A 21,459-nucleotide genomic window follows, 5' to 3' on the forward strand; every position below is an offset into this window, starting at 1 on the left:
GGTTCAGTGGTTCATGAAGGAGGTGACGGGCAGCGCCCGTGAGACGATCCGGACGTCGCCGAGGCGGCCGTGCAGGATCTGGTCGATCTGTCCGCCGTACTCGTAGCCGCCGAGCAGCCACGGCAGCCCGACGGAGGTGACGCCGACGGCCTCCGCCTTCGGGTTGCGCACGGTCGGGCAGCCCTCGACGTACAGCGTGGTGTGCCTGCCGTCGTTGACGACCGCGAGGTGCCACCAGGTCTCCAGCGGGGTCTCCTGACCCCAGTTGGTGGCGATGCCCTCCTGGTTCAGCGGACGCATCGCCCACTGCGGTTCCCGGTCGTTGGACAGGGAGAGGGTGGCGAGCGGTTCGTCGGGGTCGTCGCCGGTCCTGCCCGCGGCGCCGCCCGTTCCGGTTCGGCTGACCAGTCCCGACCAGGCATGGTGCGACGGGTCCCAGTCGGCGGGGAGACGGTAGAACGCCTCGATGGTGTAACCGCTCTTGAAAATCGCCGAGTTGAGCGGGGCGCCGTCGACCGTGCGCAGATAGGCGCCCTTCAGCGGGGACTTGAATCCCCGGAACTCCAGGCTGCCGTGCCCGGGTTGGTCGGGGTGGTGGTCGGACGACCAGGTCAGGGCACCGTCGCCCACCGTGACGAGGGCGAGGTCGTTGCCGCGCCCGGACAGGTCACGGACGGTGCCGCCGACCGCCGCACCGTCGTCGTGGCCGTCGAACCGCCAGTAGGCGACCGTGTCGCGCACCAGCATTTTCGACACGGGACGGGCAGGACGCGCGGGCACCGGATCGAAGCCCGCGAAGCGCTCGGCGAAGTCGATGGCGACCGTGAACCGGTCGGCGTCGCCGCTCAGTTCGATCTCCTGCCGCTCCAGCTCGTTGAGCCCCTTCGCGGCCCGGCCGAGGATCCACGGGGAGACCGTCTCCACGTCGATGACGCTGCGGTCGAGATCGAAGCGGTAGAGGCGGATCATCGCCGCGCCGCCGAAGTACCGGTTCTGATAGTTCGTCAGGTGCAGCTCGACATCATGTCCGGCCGCGTTCTTGCGCGTCGCCCGACCGGCGGGCCAGTAGTGCCCGTTGAGGGTGAGGAAGATCTGGTCGTGGTCCTCGATCAGCCGGTCCCACAGCTGCTGGCCGTACGCCGACAGGGAGTCGTCCTCGGCGACCAGCTCGTGTGTCGTCAGGACGACCGGTGTCCTCGGGTGGCTGGCGAGGACGTCGGCGGCCCAGGCGTAGCCCTTCTCCGACAGTCGCCAGTCCAGCGCCAGTACCATCCACTCCAGGCCGCCCGCCCGGAACAGGTGGAAGGTGTTGTAGCCGTCGGGGGAGGCCCCGCCGAACGTGGACTTCCCCTGGAACCGCCGCGGACCGAAGGCCTCCAGGTACGGGGTCGTGCCGCGCTGGTCGGTCGTCGACGACTGCACGTCGTGGTTGCCGGCCAGCACGCTGTAGCCGACCCCGCGCCGGTCGAGCAGCCCGAACGCCTCGCTGATCGCGGTGACTTCGTCCTTCGCCCCGTTCTGGGTGAGGTCGCCGAGGTGGGACAGGAACACGAGGTTCTCGTGCTTTGCCTGATCGAGGAGGTACCGCAGGGACGCCTCGACCGGCTCCTTGTCGATGCTCGGGCCGTCGAAGAGGTACTGCGTGTCGGGCATGACGGCGAGGGTGAAACGACGGCTCTCAGGGTCCGGGCGCCACTTGGCGGAGGCCGCCTCGGCGGTGGCCGGCAGCGCGAGGCCGGCCGTGGCGGCCGCGCCGAGCAGTGCGGTGGCCCGGAGGAATCCGCGTCTTCCGGCACCGGCCTGCGCGGCTTCGCCCGGTTCGTGGGCATGCGAAGTACACACGTGTGCTCCGTAGGTAAGTCCGTTGCTGGGAACGGGGGTTCAAAGGGCGCGCAGGGTCCAGCTCCAGCGGTGGACGCCCGGTGCGACGAGATAGGAGGGGAAGGTGTCGGGGCCGCACGACGCCGTGCCGAGGCCGCGGTGCGCCGCGTCGAGGTGCACCACGCAGCCGGCGCGCGGGACGAGTTCGTCGTGGTGGGTGACGGCCGTCAGGTCCTCGGCGCGGTAGCGCGTGACGGAGACCTGGCGCGGCTCGTCCAGCGTGACGGCGATGCCCGTGGCGTCCGGCGCTGAGAGCGTGAAGCGCCGTACGCCGTGCCGGCCGCCGCTCTCCTGCGGACGCAGGTACGGAGTGAACAACTCGTCGACCTGGCAGTGGTGATGGCCCACCGGCGCGCCTGCGCTCCGGTCGGGGTACGACTCCCAGGGGCCCTGTCCGAACCAGTCCAGCCCATCAAGTCCCGCCACCGTCTCGAAGACCGAGCCGACGCGCGCCACGTCGTCGAACTCCGCGGGCAGCTCGGCCTGTTCGTCGATCCGGATGCCGCCCTCGACCGGCGTGAACACCTGCCGGTGTCGGACGACGCCGGTGGTGCCGGCGTACTCGGCGAGCACGGTCACCCCGTCGCCCTCCTGGCGCACGGACACCAGCCTGCGCACGAGGGAGTCCAGGCCCCACGTCCGCCAGCGCAGCGCCATGCCGCCCAGCTCGTCATTGTCGGTGGGCGCCCGCCACAGCGACAACGCGGGCGCGGAGGTCAGCAGGGGATGGACGAGGAGTCCGTCGGCGTCGATCTCGACGCGGCCGGTACCCACCGGGTCCTCGACCGGCACCGGTGCCCGCAACCGCACTTGCGGCGTACAGACCCGAGTGCCCCGCGGAGCCCACGGCAGATCCTGTGCCGTCGTCACCCGCAGGGTCAGCCAGGCCTCGCCGCCGTCGTCCGGCAACGCGAACGGCAGCGGCACCACGGCCGTCCCGCCCGGTCGCAGGTCGGGCAGCTCGGCCGACGCGGTGAGCGTCCCGCCGTGGGCGAGCGACAGCTCCCACTCGCCCGCGAGCCACTCCAGGCCCCGGAAGTGCTGGTGGTTGGAGACCGTCACCCCCTCCGGCCGGACGCCGTGGAGCCGTACCGGTGCGGAGAGTTCCCGGTGCTCGTACATCACCGGTTTCGGGGTGCGGTCCGGGAAGACGACGCCGTCCGCGATGAACGCGCCGTCGTGGTCCTTCTCGCCGAAGTCGCCGCCGTACGCCCAGCGGTATCCGGGCGCGGCGACAGCGTTGTCATAGAGCCCGGCGCCCCCACGCCCGACCGGTCTTCCGTCGTTCACACGCTGGAGAATGCCGTGGTCCCAGAACTCCCAGATGAACCCGCCCTGAAGTCCCGGGGTGGCCTCGATGGCAGCCCAGTGGTCGGCCAGCGTGCCGTTGCTGTTGCCCATCGCGTGGGAGTACTCGCACTGGATGAGCGGCTTGGTCTGCTGCCCGGACAGCGCGTGCGCCACGCAGTCCTCCAGGGGTGCGTACATCGGGCAGGCGATGTCGGAGGCGACCTCCGGATCGGCCCAGCCGCGCTTGGCGGCCCCCTCGTACTGCAACGGCCTGCTCGGGTCGTGCCGGCGCACCCAGCCCGCGGCCGCGTCGTGGTTGGCGCCGTAGTCGGACTCGTTGCCCAGCGACCAGATGATGACCGACGGGTGGTTCTTGTCCCGCAGCACCATCCGCGAGACCCGGTCCACGAAGGCGTTCAGATAGCGCGGGTCGTCGGCGATCTCGTGCGCGTGGTCGTGGGACTCGATGTCCGCCTCGTCGACGACGTAGAAACCGATTTCGTCGGCGAGGTCGTACAGCGTGGGGTCGTTCGGATAGTGCGCGGTGCGGACCGCGTTGAAGCCGAAACGCTTCAGCAGTACCAGGTCGGCGCGCATGTCGTCGTACGACACGGTCCGCCCCGTCAGGGGGTGGAAGTCGTGCCGGTTCACCCCCCGGATGAAGACCCGCTCGCCGTTGACCAGCAGATCCCGGCCGACGATCCGCACGTCACGGAAGCCGACCCGGTGGCGGGAGGTGTCGGTGACGGTGCCGTCGGCGCGGTGCAGCCGGACCGTGAGGTCGTACAGCTCGGGCGTCTCGGCCGTCCAGGTACGCACCTCGGGCACCCGCGCGCGCAGCCGGGCCTCGCCGAGGAAGGCGGAGACGCGCTCGTCCTCCGCGTTGGCCAGGTCGAACTCCGTGTCCTGCCCCAGTGGCAGCCCGTCCAGTTCCCCACTGACGTACCAGCCCGCGGGCAGCGCTCCGCCCGAGTCCCGTACCTGGCAGTCGACCCGCAGCTCGCCGTCCCGCGCCGCCCGCACGGTCACGTCGGCCAGCCGCAGCGGGTCGGTGGCGTACAGCAGCACCGAGCGGGTGATCCCGGCATGCCACCACTGGTCCTGGTCCTCGATATGCGAGGCGTCCGACCACTTGACGACCGTCAGCCGCAGCACGGACCGGCCGCCGGGGCGTACGACGCCCGACAGATCGAACTCGGCCGCCAGATGCGAGTCCTTGGAGATGCCGACGGGCCGCCCGTCCACATGCACCAGCAGCACGCTCTCGGCGGCCCCGACCTGGAGCACGATGCGGCGCCCGGCCCACTCGGCGGGGACGTCGATCTCCCGCTCGTACACACCCGTCGGATTGTCGGCGGGCGACAGTGGAGGGAATTCTGTATACGGCATACGGACGTTCAGATACTGCGGAAGGTCGGCTGTGCCCTCGATGGTCTGCATGGTCCATACGCCGGGCACGGATGCCGTCGACCAGGGACCGCCGACCGGCGCGTCCGGAGCGGACAGCAACTGGAACCGCCAGTCGCCGTCCAGGGAGTTTGCTCCGGAGCGCCGGTCGACGGCGTTCATGGGCAGCCGTCCCCACGAGGTCACCTCGGGTGCCTCCCAGGGGCGGAGCGTCAGCAGCGGATCCGTCACTTGATCGCTCCCTTCGCGAGGTCGCCGATCATCTGGCGGGCGCCGATCGCGAAGACGATGAGGAGAGGGACCAGGGCGAGCAGCGCGCCGGTCATGACCATGCCGTAGTCCGTGGTGCCGTGCGTGCCGTTGAGCTGGGACAGCGCGACCTGGAGGGTCACGTTGTCCGGGTTGGTGAGGGCGATCAGGGGCCAGGCGTAGTCGTTCCACTGGCCCATGAAGGTGAAGATGCCGAGGAAGGCCAGGCCGGGCCGGACCACCGGGAGGGCCACGTGCCAGTACTGGCGCAGGAAGTTCGCGCCGTCGATGCGGGAGGCGTCGAGGAGTTCGTCGTGGATCGCGCCCTTCATGTACTGGCGCATCCAGAAGATGCCGAACGCGTTGGCGGCGGCCGGCACGATCAGCGCCGTCATCGAGCCGATCCAGCCGAGCTTCGCCATGATGACGAACTGGGGGATGGCCTGGAGCTGCGCCGGGACCATGAAGATGAACATGAGCAACACGAACAGCAACCGCTTGCCCGGAAATTCGAACTTGGCGAAGACGAAGGCGGCCAGCGAGTCGAAGAACAGGACCAGGAAGGTCACCGATCCCGCCACCAGCAGCGAGTTGAACATCGAGCCGAAGAAGTCGATGTTGTCGAAAAGGCTGCGGACGTTTTCCAGGAAGTGCGTGCCCGGCAGCAGCTTGGGCGGGTAGGAGAAGATCTCCGACGAGGTGTGCGTCGACATGATCACGGCCCAGTAGAACGGGAAGGCCGAGAGCAGGACGCCGACGACGAGGGCTGCGTGCAGCCCGATCCCTCTGCGGCGGGACCCGTCGATCCTCTTGGTGCGCCGTGTTTCTTGGGTGGATGCCATGGTGTGCGGGCCTCCCTATTCTTCGCCCCGGCGCTGCACCAGGCGCCAGTTGATGATCGAGAAGAGGACGACGACGAGGAAGATGCCCCACGCCACGGCGGCGCCGTAGCCGAAGTCGTTGTTGTCGAAGGTCTGCTGGAAGAAGTAGAGGACCATCGTCCGGCCGGCGTGGCCGGGACCGCCCGAGAACGTCGAGTCGTTCGAGGTGTTCTGGAGCAGTACCTGGGGTTCGGAGAAACTCTGGAGACCGGTGACCGTGGACACGACGAGCACGAACAGCAGCACCGGCCGCATCATCGGCAGCGTGATCCGGAAGAAGGTCTGCACCGGCCCCGCGCCGTCCATGCGCGCCGCCTCGTACAGCTCGCTCGGGACGGTCTGGAGGCCGGCGAGGAAGATGATCGCGTTGTAACCGGTCCACTGCCAGGTCATCAGCGTCGCGATGGCGATCTTGATGCCCCACGGGGTGTTCAGCCAGGCGATCTGATCGAAACCGATTGCCTGGAGGAACGCGTTCACCAGACCGAAGTTGGTGGAGAAGACCGAGCCGAAGATGATCGCGATCGCCACGACCGAGGTGACGTTCGGCAGGAAGTAGGCGACGCGGTAAAGGTTCTTGAAACGGACCGCCGAGTTGAGCATCACGGCCGTCACCATCGCCAGGAAGATCATGGGGAAGGTGGCCAGCGCCCAGATGACGATCGTGGTCCCGATCGAGCTCCAGAACTCGGAGTCGCTCAGCAGGTACTGGTACTGCGACAGTCCCGCCCACTCCATCGGGCCGAGGCCGTCCCAGCGGTGGAACGAGAGGTAGAGCGAGAAGCCGACGGGGATCAGGCCGAAGCAGAGGAAGAGCAGGTAGAAGGGGGAGATCGCGGCGTAGAGGTGCCAGTACTTCCTGAAGCCCGTCCGGGGCCGGGTGACGGGGACGTCCGCCACGACCGCCGACGGCTTCTCCAGCGTGCGGAGAGTGGCCATCAGTAGCTCACCCCCAGGTGCTTCGCGATGCGCCGGCATTTGCTCATGGCGTCACTCCAGGCCTGCTTCGGGTCCTTGCCGAGGACGCCGACGTTCTTGATCTCGTCCTTGATGGGCTGCCCGAGGGCGATGTCGAACGGGCTGTTGTAGGCGACCACGATCTTCTGTGCGGCCGGACCGAAGACGTCCATCGTGACCTGGCCGCCGAAGAAGTCGTCGGGCTCGCGCAACTGCTTCAGGCCGTAGGAGGCGGGGGTGGAGGGGAAGAGTCCCGCGTCGACGAAACCCTGCGCCTGGTTGGCCGAGTCGAGCATCCAGCTGATGATCTGGAACGCCCGTTCGGGTTCCCGGCAGGCCTTGGTGACCGACAGGAACGAGCCGCCGTTGTTGGAGGGCCGCACGGGCATGTCCGCGATCCGCCACCTGCCCTCGGTCTTGGGCACACCGTTCTTGAGGTCGCTGATGGCCCAGGAGGCGCCCAGCTGGCTCGGCAGCTTGCCGTCCTCCACCGCCGAGAGCTGGTCCGGAGTGCCGGTGACGAGGTTGGAGACGATTCTGCGCTGCTTGGCCTCGACGGCGAGCGCCCAGGCGTCGCGTATGTGTGCCTGGTCGCCGATGAAGTGGCGGTCCTTGTCGACGTACCGCTTGCTGCCCTGCTGTACCACGTTGTCGTAGACGCTGTTGATGTCGGTGAGCAGGGAGGTTCCCGGGATCCGCTTCCTGAGCCGCTCGCCGGCCGCGAAGAACTTCTCCCAGGTGTTGAGCTCCTTCGACACGTCGGCGGGCTCGTAGGGCAGGCCCGCCTTCCGGAAGACGGCGTACTGGTAGAAGTGCGCCACCGGCCCGCAGTCGATCGGGAAGCCGATCATCGTGCCGTCGTCCGCGATGCCCTGCTGCCACTTCCAGGGCAGGTACTGGGACTCGTACTTGTCCGCGCCGAGTGTGCGCAGGTCCACGAACTGGTCGGCGTTGGGCAGGTAGGACGCCATGTCCTCGCCCTTCAGGCCCGCGATGTCGGGGACGTGGGCGCGGCCGGCCATCGTGGTGATCAGCTTCGACCGGTAGTAGCCGCCGATCTTGATGGCCTGGAGGTCGACCGAGCTGTCGTAGCGGGCCCTGGCGTTCTTGACGACCGTGTCGCCCAGACCTCCGTCCCAGTACCACAGGACCATGTTCCGGCCGGTCGAACCGGTCGGAACGGCACAGCCGGACGCCAGGCCGCCGAGCGCCGTGGCGGCCGAACCGGCCAGGCCCGCACGGAGCAGGCCTCTACGTGAGAGCCGCACAGCTCCCACCGCCTTTCGGATCTGTTCGCGTCTTCGCAGACGGGGTGCAATTCGAGGGGCATGCGTGGGGTTGTCTTCTGGACACGGGCGCGGTCAGGGCCGCGGGGCGGGCGGCGTGACCGGCGCGTACCGCACGGGCGGGCCCACGTCCGCCGGGATGCGGTCGGTGAGGAAGCCGTACGCCCGTTTGAGCTCGGGGTCCCGCAGCGAGCGCCACCAGCGGTCGACGCCGTACCAGCCGGGGGCCGCCAGGGCCCCGCCGTGGTGCTGTACCGAGAGCCCGGCGGCGAGGACGGCGAACCGCAGCCGTTCCACCAGCGGCCAGCCGCCGAGCGAGGCCGCCACGAAGCTCGCGCCGAACACGTCACCGGCTCCCGTCGCGTCCAGGACATCGATGTCAAGGGCGGGGGCCTCCGCGTACTCCCCGGTCGCCTGATCGACCGCGATCGCGCCGTCGGCGCCTCGGGTGACCACCGCCACCGGCACCAGCTCCGCGAGGGTGCCGAGCGCGGCGATCGCGCTGTCGGTGCGGGTGTACGCCATCGCCTCGGTCTCGTTGGGCAGGAAGGCGTGGCACAGGGCGAGCTGGTCGAGCAGGTCCGTGGACCACTGCTGGGTGGGATCCCAGCCGACGTCGGCGTAGATCCGGGTGCCGTTCGCGGCCGCCTTGGCGAGCCAGGCGCGTGGTTCGGCCTCGAGGTGCACGAGGGCCGTGCGCGCCTCGGGCGGGTCGGCCATCAGTACGTCCTGCGAGTACGGCGGCTCCTGGCCGTGAGTGACGAGGGCCCGGTCGTGGCCGTGCGCGAGGGCGACGGTGACGGGTGTGTGCCAGCCGTCCGCCACCCGGGACAGGGCGAGGTCGACGCCCTCCTGGCCGGCCAGGACCTGGTGGCAGTGGGCGCCGTAGAAGTCGTCGCCGAAGACCGTGGCCAGCGAGGTCCTGAGGCCGAAGCGGGACGCGGCCACCGCGAGGTTGGCGATGCCGCCGGGGCCGCAGCCCATGCCGGTCGTCCAGATCTCCTCGCCCGGCGTCGGCGGCCCGCCGAGCCCCGTGAGGACGAGGTCGTAGAAGAGCAGCCCGGTGAGCAGTACCTCGGGCCGGTCGTCGTCCACCGCACATCCTCCTCGTCGGGGGAGCTCGTCCCGTCGGGGGAGCTCGTCAAATCTCTTCAATTCGGTGACCGGAATCGTGCGCCCCTCGGCGACATTGGTCAATACCTCAGCAGAAGTGAGCATAGATTTGATTGAAGATGACGAGTAGTGTTCACGCCGTGCTGGCAGAACGACGACATCAACTCATCCTGCGGGCCCTGCGCTCCGGTGGCCCCGCGGCCGTGACCGATCTCTCCGAGCAGCTGGGTGTGAGCCCCGCCACGATCAGGCGTGACCTGGTGAAACTCGAGGAGGACGGCCTGCTCACCCGGGTGCACGGCGGCGCCGTCGCGGAGGAGGGCGACCAGCCCTTCGCCGAGGTCGCCGAGGTGCGGGTGGGCGAGAAGGACGCCATAGCCGCCCATGCGGCGGCGATGGTCGCCGACGGTCAGTCGGTCCTCCTCGACATCGGCACCACCGCCTACCGCCTGGCCCGGCAGCTGCACGGCCGCCGGCTGACGGTCATCACCAGCAACCTCGTGGTCTACGAGGAGCTCGCCGACGACGAGGGCATCGAGCTGGTGCTGCTCGGCGGCATGGTCCGCCGCGAGTACCGCTCCCTGGTCGGTTTCCTCACCGAGGACAACCTGCGCCAGCTGCATGCCGACTGGCTGTTCCTCGGGACCAGTGGAGTGCGCCCGGGCGGGCAGGTGATGGACACGACGGTCGTCGAGGTACCGGTGAAGCGGGCCATGATCAAGGCCGGTGACAAGGTCGTCCTGCTCGCCGACTCGGCGAAGTTCCCGGGTACGGGCATGGCGAAGGTCTGCGGTCCCGAGGACCTGGACGTGGTGGTGACGAACACGCCGGTCGATCCGGCGACCCGGTCCTCCTTCGAGGAGGCGGGCGTCGAGGTGGTCGTGGCAGGAAAGGTGCAAGCGTGAAACTGACGATTCTGGGCGGCGGCGGGTTCCGGGTGCCGCTCGTGTACGGGGCGCTCCTGACGGACCGCGCCGAGGGCCGGGTCACGGAAGTCGTTCTGCACGATCTGGACGACAGTCGACTGTATGCAGTCGCCCGTGTACTGAATGAGCAGGCGGCCGTCGTCCCCGACGCGCCCCGGGTGACCGCCACCACCGACCTCGACGAGGCCCTGCGCGGCGCCGACTTCATCTTCTCCGCGATCCGCGTCGGCGGCCTCGAAGGCCGCGCGAACGACGAGCGGGTGGCCCTGGCCGAGGGCGTCCTCGGCCAGGAGACGGTCGGCGCCGGAGGCATCGCCTACGGTCTGCGGACGGTCCCCGTCGCCGTCGACATCGCCCGGCGGGTGGCCCGTCTGGCCCCCGACGCCTGGGTCATCAACTTCACCAACCCGGCGGGCCTGGTCACCGAGGCCATGTCCCGTCACCTCGGCGACCGGGTGATCGGCATCTGCGACTCGCCGGTCGGGCTCGGCCGCCGGATCGCCCGCGTGCTCGGCGCGGACCCGAAGGAGGCGTGGATCGACTACGTCGGTCTCAACCACCTCGGCTGGGTCCGCGGACTGCGGGTCGCCGGTCGCGACGAGCTCCCGCGGCTGCTCGCCGACGCCGACCTGCTCGGTTCCTTCGAGGAGGGCAAGCTGTTCGGTGTCGACTGGCTCCAGTCGCTCGGCGCGATCCCCAACGAGTATCTGCACTACTACTACTTCAACCGGGAAGCCGTACGGGCCTACCAGCAGGTCGAGAAGACCCGCGGTGCCTTCCTGGCCGACCAGCAGGCCCGCTTCTACGAGGAGATGAAGCGCCCCGACGCGGCGGCCCTGACCGCCTGGGACCGCACCCGTGCCGAACGCGAGGCCACCTACATGGCCGAGAACCGGGAGACGGCCGGCGCCGGCGAGCGCGAGGCCGACGATCTCTCCGGCGGCTACGAGAAGGTGGCCCTCGCCCTGATGCGGGCCATCGCCCGGGACGAGCGCACCACGCTGATCCTCAACGTCCGCAACCAGGGCACCCTCTCGGTGCTCGACGCGGACGCCGTCATCGAGGTGCCCTGTCTCGTCGACGCCAACGGCGCGCATCCGGTGACCGTGGCCCCGCTGCCCGACCACGCCACCGGGCTGGTCTGCGCGGTGAAGGGCGTCGAGCGCGAGGTGCTGGCCGCCGCCGAGTCCGGCTCCCGCACGACGGCCGTCAAGGCGTTCGCGCTGCATCCGCTGGTCGACTCGGTGAACGTGGCCCGCAAGCTGGTCGAGGGCTACACCGACGTCCATCCCGGGCTGGCGTACCTTAGGTGAGCCCCGGAGGGAAAGCGCTTTCCCCGCGCTTCTCTCCGCCCGGCTCGTCCCGCGGCCCCACGGCCTCCCCGCCCCTCGTGGTCCCTCTCTGGAGATTCCCCATGCATGACGAACGCCGCCGCATCGAGGAGCGCGTCGAGCGCGTCCACAACCAGCGCATCAAGCCCGCGATCTACGCTGCCCGCGTGCCCTTCGAGGTCGAGGCCTGGCAGGCACCGGGGGAGCCCGTCCCCTTCGCGGAGGCCGCGGCCGCCGCCTACGAGCCCTTCGCGATGGACACCCCGTGGGGCCCGCCCTGGGGCACCACCTGGTTCCGGATGCGCGGGGAGGTGCCCGCGGAGTGGGCCGGCAAGCGCGTCGAGGCCGTCATCGACCTCGGCTTCGTGGGCGACTGGCCCGGCAACCAGGCCGAGGCCCTCGTCCACCTCGCCGACGGGACGCCGCTGAAGGCGGTCAACCCGCTCAACCAGTACGTGCCGATCGGCAACCCGGCGACGGGCGGGGAGACCATCGACTACCTGGTCGAGGCGGCCTCCAACCCGGACATCCTGGCGAACGACTTCGCGGGCCCGACCCTGCTGGGCGATGTACTGACGGCAGGCGACCGTCCACTGTATACATTCCGCCGTGCCGACATCGCCGTCCTCGACGAGGAGGTCTGGCACCTCGACCTCGACCTCCAGGTGCTGCGCGAACTCATGGTCCACCTCGGCGAGCACGAGCCGCGCCGGCACGAGATCATGCACGCCCTGGACCGCGCCATGGACGCCCTCGACCTGGACGACGTCTCCGGCAGCGCCGCGGCCGTCCGCGAGGTCCTCGCGCCGGTGCTGGCCAGCCCCGCCCACGCCAGCGCCCACACCATCTCCGGCGTCGGTCACGCGCACATCGACTCCGCCTGGCTGTGGCCGATCCGCGAGACGAAGCGCAAGACCTCCCGCACCTTCTCCAACGTCACCTCGCTCGCCGAGGAGTACGACGACTTCATCTTCGCCTGCTCGCAGGCCCAGCAGTACGAGTGGGTGCGCGACAACTACCCGCAGGTGTGGGCGCGCATCCAGGAGTCGGTGAAGAAGGGGCAGTGGGCGCCGGTCGGCGGCATGTGGGTCGAGTCCGACGGAAACCTGCCCGGCGGCGAGGCGATCGCCCGCCAACTGGTCCACGGCAAGCGGTTCTTCATCGAGCACTTCGGCATCGAGACCAAGGGCGTCTGGCTGCCGGACTCCTTCGGCTACAACGCCGCCTACCCGCAGCTCGCCAAGCTCGCCGGGAACGACTGGTTCCTCACCCAGAAGATCTCCTGGAACCAGACGAACAAGTTCCCCCACCACACCTTCTGGTGGGAGGGCATCGACGGCACCCGCATCTTCACGCACTTCCCGCCCGTCGACACCTACAACGCGCGGTTCAGCGGCGAGGAGATGGACCGCGCGGTGCGCAACTACTCGGAGAAGGGCGCCGGTACGCGTTCCCTCGCCCCCTTCGGCTGGGGCGACGGCGGTGGCGGCCCCACCCGCGAGATCATGGAGCGGGCGCGCCGGCTGGCCGACCTGGAAGGCTCGCCGAAGGTCGTCGTCGAGCACCCCGACGCGTTCTTCGCGAAGGCCCGCGAGGAGTACCCGGACGCGCCCGTCTGGGTCGGCGAGCTCTACCTGGAGCTGCACCGGGCCACGTACACCACCCAGGCCCGCACCAAGCAGGGCAACCGGCGCAGTGAACACAAGCTGCGCGAGGCGGAGTTGTGGGCGACGACGGCCGCACTGCACGCGCCGGGCTACGCCTACCCGTACGAGAAGCTCGACCGGCTCTGGAAGACGGTGCTGCTCCACCAGTTCCACGACATCCTGCCGGGCTCCTCGATCGCCTGGGTGCACCGCGAGGCGGAGGCCGAGTACGCGCGGGTCGCCGAGGAGCTGGAGGTGCTGACGGCCGAGGCGGTCGCGGCGCTGGGCGGCGGACCGGACGAGCGGCAGCCGGGCGGCTCGCTCCGGGTGTTCAACACCAGCCCGTACGGCCGTGCCGAGGTGGTCCGCACGCCCGAGGGCGCGCCGGCGTACGTCGAGGTGCCCGCCGGCGGCAGCGCGCCGCTGGCCGACGCGCGCCCCGCGCAGCCGGTGACGGTCTCCGGGTGTGTCCTCGACAACGGGCTGGTTCGTGTACAGGTCGCGGAAGACGGCACACTGTCTTCTGTCTACGATCTGCGGGCCGACCGTGAGGTCCTCGCCGACCAGGGCAACCTGCTCCGCCTGCACACCGACCTCCCGAACTACTGGGACGCCTGGGACATCGACAAGCACTACCAGAACCGGTACACCGACCTGCTGGAGCCGGACGCGGTGACGGTCGTCGAGGAGGACCCGCTCGTCGGCGCGATCCGGGTCACGCGCTCCTTCGGCAAGGGCTCGACGATCACCCAGACCATCACGCTCCGTGCCGGCAGCCCCCGCGTCGACTTCGAGACCGACATCGACTGGCACGAGGCGGAGAAGATCCTCAAGGCGGCCTTCCCGGTGGACATCCGGGCGCCGCACTCCTCCGCCGAGATCCAGTTCGGCCACATCCAGCGCCCCACCCACACCAACACCAGCTGGGAGGCGGCCCGCTTCGAGGTCTCCGGCCACCGCTGGGTGCACATCGGCGAGCCCGGCTACGGCGTCGCGGTCATCAACGACTCCACCTACGGCCACGACGTCTCCCGCACGGTCCGCGAGGACGGCGGTACGACCACCACCGTCCGCCTCAGCCTGGTCCGCGCCCCGCGGGTCCCTGACCCCGAGGCGGACCAGGGACGGCACCGCTTCAGCTACGCGCTGCTCCCCGGCGCGAGCATCGAGGACGCGGTCGCCGAGGGCTACTCCCTCAACCTCCCGCTGCGCGTGGCCGACGCGGCGGACGCCACCCCCGAGCCCGTCGTCTCGGTGGACGGCGAGGGAGTCACCGTCGAGGCGGTGAAGCTCGCCGACGACGAGTCCGGGGATGTCGTCGTCCGGCTCTACGAGTCCCGCGGGGGCCGCTCCACCGGCACCCTGCGCACGGGCTTCCCGCTCGCGGGCGCCCAGGTGACCGACCTGCTCGAGCGGCCGCTGGAGCCCGCGGTCGTCGGCGAGGACGGCGCGGTGGCCGTCGTACTGCGGCCGTTCCAGATTCTGACGCTCCGTCTGGAACGCGCCGTCACCGGCCGCTAGCGGCGGCCCCGGGGCGGGCGCGACTCGGTGCGCGCCCGCCCCTGCCCTGAAGTGCCCTGCTCTGCGGAGGAGTTCAGCTGTGCCCATGCAACCCTGGTTCACCGACGCCAAGTTGGGGATCTTCGTCCACTGGGGCATCTACGCCGTCGACGGCGTCCAGGAGTCCTGGTCGTTCTACGACGACATCGTGCCCCACGACCGGTACATGTCCCAGCTCGATCGCTTCACCGGCGCCCACTACGATCCGCGGGCCTGGGCCGACCTGTTCGCCCGCGCCGGCGCCGGTTACGCCGTCCTCACCAGCCGCCACCACGACGGCGTCGCCCTGTGGGACACGGCGTACGGGGATCTGAATCTGGGCCGCGACCATCTCACCGGCTACGCCGACGCCCTGCGCGAGAAGGGCCTCAAGGTCGGTCTGTACTACTCGCACTCCGACTGGAACCACCCGGACTACGCCAGCACCCGCAAGCCGGGCCGCCCGCCGGAGATGGAGGACAACCGCTACTCCGAGTGCTCCGCCGAGGACGAGGACCTCGAGGCCTGGGAGCGGTTCCTCGCCTACCGGGACGGTCAGATCCGCGAGTTGGCCTCCCGCTACCGGCCCGACCTGATGTGGTTCGACGGCGAGTGGGACCGCAGCGAGGAGCAGTGGCGCATCAAGGAACTCGCCGCGCTGATCCGCTCCTACTCCCCGGACGTCGTCTTCAACGCCCGCATGCTCAGCGAGGGCGACTACGCCACCCCCGAACAGGGCGCCCCCATCGAACCCCCCGCCGGGCCGTGGGAGTTGTGCCTCACCATCAACGACTCGTGGGGCTACCAGCACCACGACCACAACCACAAGTCGCTCACCCAGCTGGTCCGCTACTTCGCCGAGACCATCGGTGGCGGCGGCAATCTGCTGCTCGACGTCGGCCCGATGGAGGACGGCACCATCCCGCAGCCCCAGGTCGAGCGCCTCGAAGGCCTGGGGGAGTGGATCCGCAAGCATGCGGAGGCCGTGTACGGGACGGTGCGGGGGCTCCCGGCCGGACACCACTACGGGCCCAGCACCCTCTCCGCCGACCGCCGCACCCTCTACCTCACCCTGTTCGACATCCCGCGTTCCGAGATCGGCGTCCGGGGACTGGTCACGCCGGTCCGCAAGGTCACCGTCCTCGGCACCGGAACGGAACTCGCCCACCGTGTCGTCGGTGGACTGCACGAGGCGGTCGGTGTGCTGTGGATCGACCCGCCGGCCGGCTCCGACCTGGACCCGCACGCCACGGTCCTCGCCCTGGAACTGGACGGCGAACTGGAGTTGTACCGGGGGTCGGGACGCTTCTGAGGCACCCCGCCGGCCGCGCCTGGCCCGGGTCGCGTGAGCCGGGGGCCGTCGAGTCGGCCGTACGACCGGCGGGGCACAGCGATTCGGGCCGGTCGGTCGCTCCCCGTGACAGCGGCCGACCGACCCGATCCCCCGTACCGCCGGGAATCCCCCGTCGATTCCCGGACTTCCCCCGTTGATCCCTGTGCTTCCCCCTGGAGCCCCGTGCTTCCCCGGTTGCTCCCCCGTGGGGCCCTTCACTCTTAAGAGCGAGCCCCCCGGATCCTGATACACCCTTCGCCGAAAAAGTCCCCCGGTCGCCGAAAAAGCCCCCGGACCGTGGTCCGGGGGACTTTCGCTCGCGTCGGGGATGCTCAGCCGGTGAAGCCGGCCGTGATCGAGGTGAACTGCCAGGTGCTCTGGCTGATGCCGGAGCAGTTGCTCACCACGCCACCGCCCGGGCAGGGCCGGTCGCGGTTGACGGCCCAGTAGGCGAGCCGGGCGATGTGGTGGGAGTTGGCCCAGTCGCGGATCGAAGTCCAGATCGCCGGAGTCGTGTTCTCCTGCTGGTCCGACAGGCCGTTCATGCCGGAGATCCCGATGTGGGCGTAGGCGGTGGCGTCGTCCCAGCCGAAGGTGGACTTCAGCTTGTTCTTCAGCCCCTCCGTGGCGTTCACGGTGTTGCCGTACATGTCCGAACCGCCGCCGAAGTCGAACGGCATGATGGTGAAGACGTCGATGTCGGCGGCGAGCGACTTGGCCTGCTCGATGAGACGGTTGCCGTAGTAGGTCGGCCCGGTCGTCGACGTCCCGAAGGTGACGATGGTCTTCAGACCGGGGTTGTTGGCCTTGACCGTCTTCAGGGCGGTGAGGATCCGCGCCTGCACGGCCTCGTTCTCGAACTCGTCGGTGTTCTCGATGTCCATGTCGATCGCCTTGAGGGAGTAGGCGTCGATCACCTTCTGGAGCGCGGCCGCCAGCGCGCTCGCCGAGGAGCAGTTGGCGCCGAGCTTGCTGCCCTGCCAGCCGCCGAACGAGGGCACGATGTCACCGCCCGCCGAGCGGACCTGGTTGATGACGCTCTGGTCGACCCCGCCGGTCAGCGGCCGGTTGCTGTCCCACATCGGGCTGCACCCGCCGCCGTCCAGCATGAACGCCATCGTGAACCACTTGATGCCGGTCGAGCTCATCACCGTGGACACGCTCGGCGGGTCGCCCCAGCCCTCGAACAGGTAGGGCGCGGCCTGCTTGAACCCGGTCCCGCCACCGCCGCCCGCGTTCGTCGTGACACTCACGGAGTTGGAGGCCCCGGAGGTGTTCCCGGCCGCGTCCCGTGCCCTCACGGTGAAGGTGTACCCGGTGCTCGCGGACAGCCCGCTGACCGTGGCGGACGTACCGGAGACGGTGAGCACCTTGGCGGACCCGCTGTACACGTCGTAACCCGTGACGCCGACGTTGTCGGTGGCGGCGTTCCAGGACAGCGACACGCTGGAGGACGTCCTGCCGGTCGAGGTCAGCCCGCCCGGCGCGGTCGGCGCCTGGGTGTCCGAGCCGCCTCCGCCGCCCGGCCCGTCCAGGCTGACGTCGTCGGCGTAGTAGGTGCCCTGGGCGTACCAGCCGTGGACGTAGATCGTGGCGCTGGTCTGCGAGGCCCCGGTGGTGAAGGACACCGACAGCCGGCTGTACGCCGACGGCGACGACGTCCAGGTGGAGGCGCCGCCGTCGACGCCGAGGTAGACGTAGGAGCCGCGTACCCAGCCGGTGAGCGCGTACGTGGTGTTCGGCTGGACCGGGACGGTCTGGCTGCACTTGGCGATGTCACTCGAACTCACCGCCCCCGCGAGGGCCTTGGAGCCGCTGTGGGTGGGCGAGGAGACGACGGAGCCGAGGTTGCCGGTGCAGGACCAGGGCGAGAGGGCGCCCGACTCGAGACCGGGGTTGGTCAGGATGTTGGCCGCCTGAGCGGTGCCCGGCAGGGCCACGGCCCCGGCGAGGGCGAGACCGGCGGTGCCGAGCAGGGCGAGGAATCGACGCCATGGGCGTCCGAGGGGTCTGGTGCGCACGCGATCTCCCTGAAGGAATGGGGGTGTTCGGGAGTGCAGGGGAGTGCAAGGGGTGCGCAACAAAGTTGGTATGGACCAATCCGCCTGTCAAGGTGAGAGACGGAATTGGTCCATACCGGTGAGGGAAATGTCCTTCCTGGTCTTTCCTAGAGCGGCAGCGCCTGCGCGGCGCCCGCCGTGGTCACCTCGACGGAGCCGGCGGGCGCGGGCACGGCCGACAGCAGCGGCTCGGCGGCCTCCTCCACCCGCTGGTGCGGCAGCGTGACCGCGCGCAGCGGACGCGGCCCCGACACCACCGTGTAGTCCTGCCCCAGGAACGGCGGCACGATCTCGCCCGGGTCCTCACCGAGCGCCAACTGCACCGCTGCCCAAGGGGCGTTGACACCGCACAGCGACAGCTGGTGAAGTCCGCCGGCCGGGCGGGTGTTGACGTCCATCAGGACCGGCCGGTCGCCGAACATCCGGAACTGGATGTTGGACAGGTAGTGCAGCCCGAAGCCCTCGGCGATGAGGCGGGCCGGCTCCAGCCACTGCTCGTGCAGGGTGAACCCCCGGCGGCGGCCGTTCTTCGTCCGGCCGATGGCCATCCGCAGGATGTTGTCCGGGCCGGTGAGGCAGTCCACGGACACCTCCGGCTGCTCCAGGCGCGGCATGACCAGCCAGTCGATCTGCTCTTCGCCCTGCTCCTCGGCCCGCGTCAGCGCCTCGACCACCATGTCGAGTTGGACGTACGGGCTCGGGAAGCCGCTGAGGTGCATCAGCGAGAAGGGGGTACGGGTGATCACCCGGAAGCCCACCCCGCCCGCGCCGGACGCCGGCTTGAAGCACGCCCGGTGCCCGGCCCCCTCCAACTCCTCGACGGCGGCCACGAGTTCGTCAGCCGTCCGGACCCGGAACCACGGCGGCACGGGCACGCCGATCGCCTGCACGGCCTCGTACGCGATCACCTTGTCGTGGAAGACGGCGACGGCCTCCGGCGGCGGCGCCAGCAGGGCCGTGCCGACCGCGTCGAAGTCGGCCCGGTGCGCCACGACGGCCGCCTGGTGCAGCCGGGGCACGAACACGTCGATGCTGCGGCGCTTGCACTGCGCGAGGGCGTACTCGACGTACGCGGCCGGGGAGAGGCCCTCCGGCTCCAGCTCGGCGGTGTCGGCGGCGGCCAGTACGGGGGAGTCGGCGTCACCGTGCGTGGCGTGGATCTCGACCGCGCGATCGCTGGGATTTCGTCGCAGCTGATCCGTGAAGAACACGTTCTCCGCGTACGTGCGGTTGAGCCAGACGCGTACGCGAGAGACCATGCAGGCCGCCTTTCACGGTTCGCGGGCAGGGCAAAGCGGGCCCGGCCCGGGCAGGGGGATTGGTGGGTCACCAAACCGCCCTGCGGAAGGGACGTCCATGGCGGTGGTGTTGGGGCGATCATACGGGTTCCCGGGGGTGCGGCGTGCAACGCCCGTGTTACGGATTTTCCGATCTTGTTCACGTGCGGCGCGTGTTCGGGTAGAAGCGCGCTACGGCGCAGGTGGGGCGGTGTCCGAGCCCGGCGGGAGACCCGGTCCGACCTTGTACCGCAGACGTGAATGTGTTCTCGTGGTGGCACTGGTGTATTCGTGAGAATGCGGAGAGTGGGCTTGTGAGCGGGGGCGGAAGGTGACGTCTACGGCCGGTGGCGCCGGACAACTGCTGGCCATCAGCGATCTGCACATCGGATATCCGGAGAACCGCGCCCTGGTCGAGGCCATGGCCCCGGAGTCGGACGAGGACTGGCTGCTCGTCGCCGGCGACGTCTCGGAGAACGTGGCCGACATCCGCTGGGCGCTCAAGACCCTCGCCGGCCGTTTCCGCAGGGTCGTCTGGGTCCCCGGCAACCACGAGCTGTGGACCCATCCCACGGACCCGGTCACCCTGCGCGGAGTCGCCCGCTACGAGCACCTCGTCGAGGTCTGCCGCGACCTGGGTGTCACCACACCCGAGGACCCCTACCCGGTCTGGGAGGGCCCCGGCGGCCCGGTCGTGGTCGCGCCGCTGTTCCTGTTGTACGACTACTCGTTCCTCCCGGCCGGCTGCGCCACCAAGGAGGAGGGCCTGGCGTACGCGGAGGGCACCGGCATCGTGTGCAACGACGAGTACCTGCTGCACCCCGACCCGTATCCGACCCGCGAGGCCTGGTGCCGGGCCCGCGTCGCCGAGACCGAACGGCGGCTCGCCGAGATCCCCGACGACCTGCCCGTCGTCCCCGTCAACCACTACCCCCTGCACCGGCACCCGATGGACGTGCTGTGGCACCCCGAGTTCGCCATGTGGTGCGGCACCGGGCTCACGGCGGACTGGCACCGCAGATTCCGGATCGAGACCATGGTCTACGGCCATCTCCACATCCCGCGGACCACCTGGCACGAGGGCGTCCGCTTCGAGGAGGTGTCGGTGGGCTACCCCCGGGAATGGCGCAAGCGGGCGCAGCCGCCGGGCCGGCTGCGCCGCATCCTGCCCAGGGAGGCCGGGGCCGAGTGATCGAGGAACTGTTGCCGGAGTCGGTGGTGGCGGTGGAGGCCTTCGGCGAGGAGGGCGTCCGCGAGTTCGGGAACGCGCCCCTGTACCCGCAGGAGGAGGCGCTGGTGGCACGGGCGGTCGCCAAGCGCCGCCGCGAGTTCACCGTCGTACGCTCCTGTGCCCGGCGCGCCATGGAGAAGCTCGGCGTGCCCGCCCAGCCCGTGCTGCCCGGCGAGCGCGGCGCCCCGCAGTGGCCGGACGGCCTGACGGGCAGCATGACCCACTGCGAGGGCTACTGCGCGGCCGCCCTGGTCCGGGCCGCCGACCTGGCCTCCCTCGGCATCGACGCCGAACCCCACGAGCCCCTTCCCGAGGGCGTCCTGCCCGCCGTCGCCCTGCCCGCCGAGGTGGAGCGGCTCGGCAGGCTGGCCGCGGAGCGTCCCGAGGTGCACTGGGACCGGCTGCTGTTCAGTGCCAAGGAATCCGTCTACAAGGCGTGGTTCCCCCTCACCCGCAAGTGGCTGGACTTCAGCGAGGCGGACATCGACCTCACCCCCGCCACCGCCACCGGTCCTGCCGGGGGCTCGGACGGCGTCTTCCGCGCCCGGCTGCTCGTCCCCGGACCGGTCGTCGGCGGCCACCGGCTCGGGCACTTCGACGGCCGCTGGAGCGTCCGGCGGGGGCTGGTGGCCACGGCCGTCACCGTGCACCACGGCTGAGGCGGCGACCGCACCGCCCGGGGATCACTGGCCCGGGCACCAGTGGTGCAGCAGCCGGAAGAACTCCTCCTCGTTGCCCGCCAGGCCCGCGGCGGCCAGGGCCTGTTCCGCCTCGGCCAGGACGGCGGGCGGGACCACCGGGGGCAGCCGGTCCTGCGGCGGACCGGGGGCGCCGACGCCCTCGCCGTCCCCCTCGTCGCCGAAGGCGGCACGTACGGTGTGCAGCAGCCTCAGGTAGGCCTGTACGGCGGTGCGCTCGCGGTCGGTCAGTACAGCAGTGGGCATCGGTCGGCTCTCCCCGTGTCGGCGTCGTGTCCCCCGCGCCCGACGGCGCGTACGCCCCCGTGCGGCGGCGCATCCCCCAGCTTGCCGCCCACCACTGACAATCCGGCC

At 70.3% G+C, this 21,459-nt stretch carries 15 protein-coding genes; 6 read left to right on the forward strand and 9 right to left on the reverse strand.

The features are described 5' to 3' along the window. Window positions 1–3: 3 nt before the first annotated feature. From G9272_RS36810 to G9272_RS36835, 6 genes are all read right to left on the reverse strand, one after another. On the reverse strand, window positions 4–1,842 hold the full coding sequence (locus G9272_RS36810) for a LamG-like jellyroll fold domain-containing protein (protein WP_171400539.1): 1,839 nt from the start codon (window positions 1,840–1,842) through the stop codon (window positions 4–6). A 39-nt stretch (window positions 1,843–1,881) separates the two neighbouring features. Further along, window positions 1,882–4,809: a glycoside hydrolase family 2 TIM barrel-domain containing protein gene (locus G9272_RS36815; protein WP_171400540.1), complete on the reverse strand. Its 2,928-nt coding sequence runs from the start codon at window positions 4,807–4,809 to the stop codon at window positions 1,882–1,884. Then, entirely contained in the window at window positions 4,806–5,669 is an 864-nt protein-coding gene (locus G9272_RS36820) for a carbohydrate ABC transporter permease (protein ID WP_171400541.1), read from the reverse strand. The genes G9272_RS36815 and G9272_RS36820 overlap by 4 nt, the downstream gene beginning before the upstream one ends. Window positions 5,670–5,684: 15 nt before the next feature. Next, window positions 5,685–6,647 (reverse strand): carbohydrate ABC transporter permease, encoded by a 963-nt coding sequence (locus G9272_RS36825; protein WP_171400542.1) that lies wholly within the window; start codon window positions 6,645–6,647, stop codon window positions 5,685–5,687. Beyond that, window positions 6,647–7,933 (reverse strand): ABC transporter substrate-binding protein, encoded by a 1,287-nt coding sequence (locus G9272_RS36830; protein WP_171400543.1) that lies wholly within the window; start codon window positions 7,931–7,933, stop codon window positions 6,647–6,649. The genes G9272_RS36825 and G9272_RS36830 overlap by 1 nt, the downstream gene beginning before the upstream one ends. A 93-nt stretch (window positions 7,934–8,026) precedes the next feature. Further along, the gene (locus G9272_RS36835; protein WP_171400544.1) at window positions 8,027–9,046 is read right to left on the reverse strand and encodes a carbohydrate kinase family protein; all 1,020 of its coding nucleotides are present in this window, start codon (window positions 9,044–9,046) and stop codon (window positions 8,027–8,029) included. Window positions 9,047–9,204: 158 nt separating this feature from the next. On the opposite strand from G9272_RS36835, the gene G9272_RS36840 reads away from it, so the two are divergent. The 4 genes from G9272_RS36840 to G9272_RS36855 all read left to right on the forward strand — a co-directional run bounded on the left by G9272_RS36840 (window position 9,205) and on the right by G9272_RS36855 (window position 15,818). Beyond that, on the forward strand, window positions 9,205–9,969 hold the full coding sequence (locus tag G9272_RS36840) for a DeoR/GlpR family DNA-binding transcription regulator (protein WP_020129352.1): 765 nt from the start codon (window positions 9,205–9,207) through the stop codon (window positions 9,967–9,969). Next, window positions 9,966–11,303 carry a 6-phospho-beta-glucosidase gene (locus G9272_RS36845; RefSeq protein WP_171400545.1) on the forward strand — a complete coding sequence of 446 codons (1,338 nt, stop codon included), beginning with the start codon at window positions 9,966–9,968 and terminating at the stop codon, window positions 11,301–11,303. Before G9272_RS36840 ends, G9272_RS36845 begins: the two co-directional genes overlap by 4 nt. Window positions 11,304–11,404: 101 nt before the next feature. Beyond that, window positions 11,405–14,488 (forward strand): alpha-mannosidase, encoded by a 3,084-nt coding sequence (locus G9272_RS36850; RefSeq protein WP_171400546.1) that lies wholly within the window; start codon window positions 11,405–11,407, stop codon window positions 14,486–14,488. 79 nt (window positions 14,489–14,567) lie between these two features. After that, entirely contained in the window at window positions 14,568–15,818 is a 1,251-nt protein-coding gene (locus tag G9272_RS36855; protein WP_171400547.1) for an alpha-L-fucosidase, read from the forward strand. A 353-nt stretch (window positions 15,819–16,171) separates the two neighbouring features. Here the strand turns inward: G9272_RS36855 and G9272_RS36860 are convergent, their stop codons facing one another. Next, window positions 16,172–17,860, reverse strand: coding sequence for a fibronectin type III domain-containing protein (locus tag G9272_RS36860; RefSeq protein ID WP_171400548.1), 1,689 nt, complete (start codon window positions 17,858–17,860; stop codon window positions 16,172–16,174). Between the two features lie 146 nt (window positions 17,861–18,006). Continuing rightward, window positions 18,007–19,158: an ATP-grasp domain-containing protein gene (locus G9272_RS36865; RefSeq protein WP_171400549.1), complete on the reverse strand. Its 1,152-nt coding sequence runs from the start codon at window positions 19,156–19,158 to the stop codon at window positions 18,007–18,009. A 349-nt stretch (window positions 19,159–19,507) separates the two neighbouring features. Between G9272_RS36865 and G9272_RS36870 the strand changes: the two genes are divergently transcribed. Both G9272_RS36870 and G9272_RS36875 read left to right on the forward strand, forming a co-directional pair. Next, a complete protein-coding gene (locus tag G9272_RS36870) occupies window positions 19,508–20,368 on the forward strand; it encodes a metallophosphoesterase family protein (RefSeq protein WP_171400550.1) in 861 nt (286 codons plus the stop codon). Further along, window positions 20,365–21,066 (forward strand): 4'-phosphopantetheinyl transferase family protein, encoded by a 702-nt coding sequence (locus G9272_RS36875; protein ID WP_171400551.1) that lies wholly within the window; start codon window positions 20,365–20,367, stop codon window positions 21,064–21,066. Before G9272_RS36870 ends, G9272_RS36875 begins: the two co-directional genes overlap by 4 nt. Before the next feature lie 24 nt (window positions 21,067–21,090). Here the strand turns inward: G9272_RS36875 and G9272_RS36880 are convergent, their stop codons facing one another. Continuing rightward, complete coding sequence (locus G9272_RS36880) at window positions 21,091–21,351, reverse strand: hypothetical protein (RefSeq protein ID WP_171400552.1); 261 nt, start codon at window positions 21,349–21,351, stop codon at window positions 21,091–21,093. Window positions 21,352–21,459: the final 108 nt, after the last annotated feature.

Origin of the sequence: Streptomyces asoensis (genome assembly GCF_013085465.1) — a bacterium.
GTDB lineage: Bacteria > Actinomycetota > Actinomycetes > Streptomycetales > Streptomycetaceae > Streptomyces > Streptomyces cacaoi_A.

Excerpts from the sequence above, each read along its gene's own strand:
- G9272_RS36820 (WP_171400541.1), bottom strand. The coding sequence starts at position 5,669 with ATGGCATCCACCCAAGAAACACGGCGCACCAAGAGGATCGACGGGTCC.
- G9272_RS36865 (WP_171400549.1), bottom strand. The coding sequence starts at position 19,158 with ATGGTCTCTCGCGTACGCGTCTGGCTCAACCGCACGTACGCGGAGAAC.
- G9272_RS36850 (WP_171400546.1), top strand. The coding sequence starts at position 11,405 with ATGCATGACGAACGCCGCCGCATCGAGGAGCGCGTCGAGCGCGTCCAC.
- G9272_RS36880 (WP_171400552.1), bottom strand. The coding sequence starts at position 21,351 with ATGCCCACTGCTGTACTGACCGACCGCGAGCGCACCGCCGTACAGGCC.
- G9272_RS36825 (WP_171400542.1), bottom strand. The coding sequence starts at position 6,647 with ATGGCCACTCTCCGCACGCTGGAGAAGCCGTCGGCGGTCGTGGCGGAC.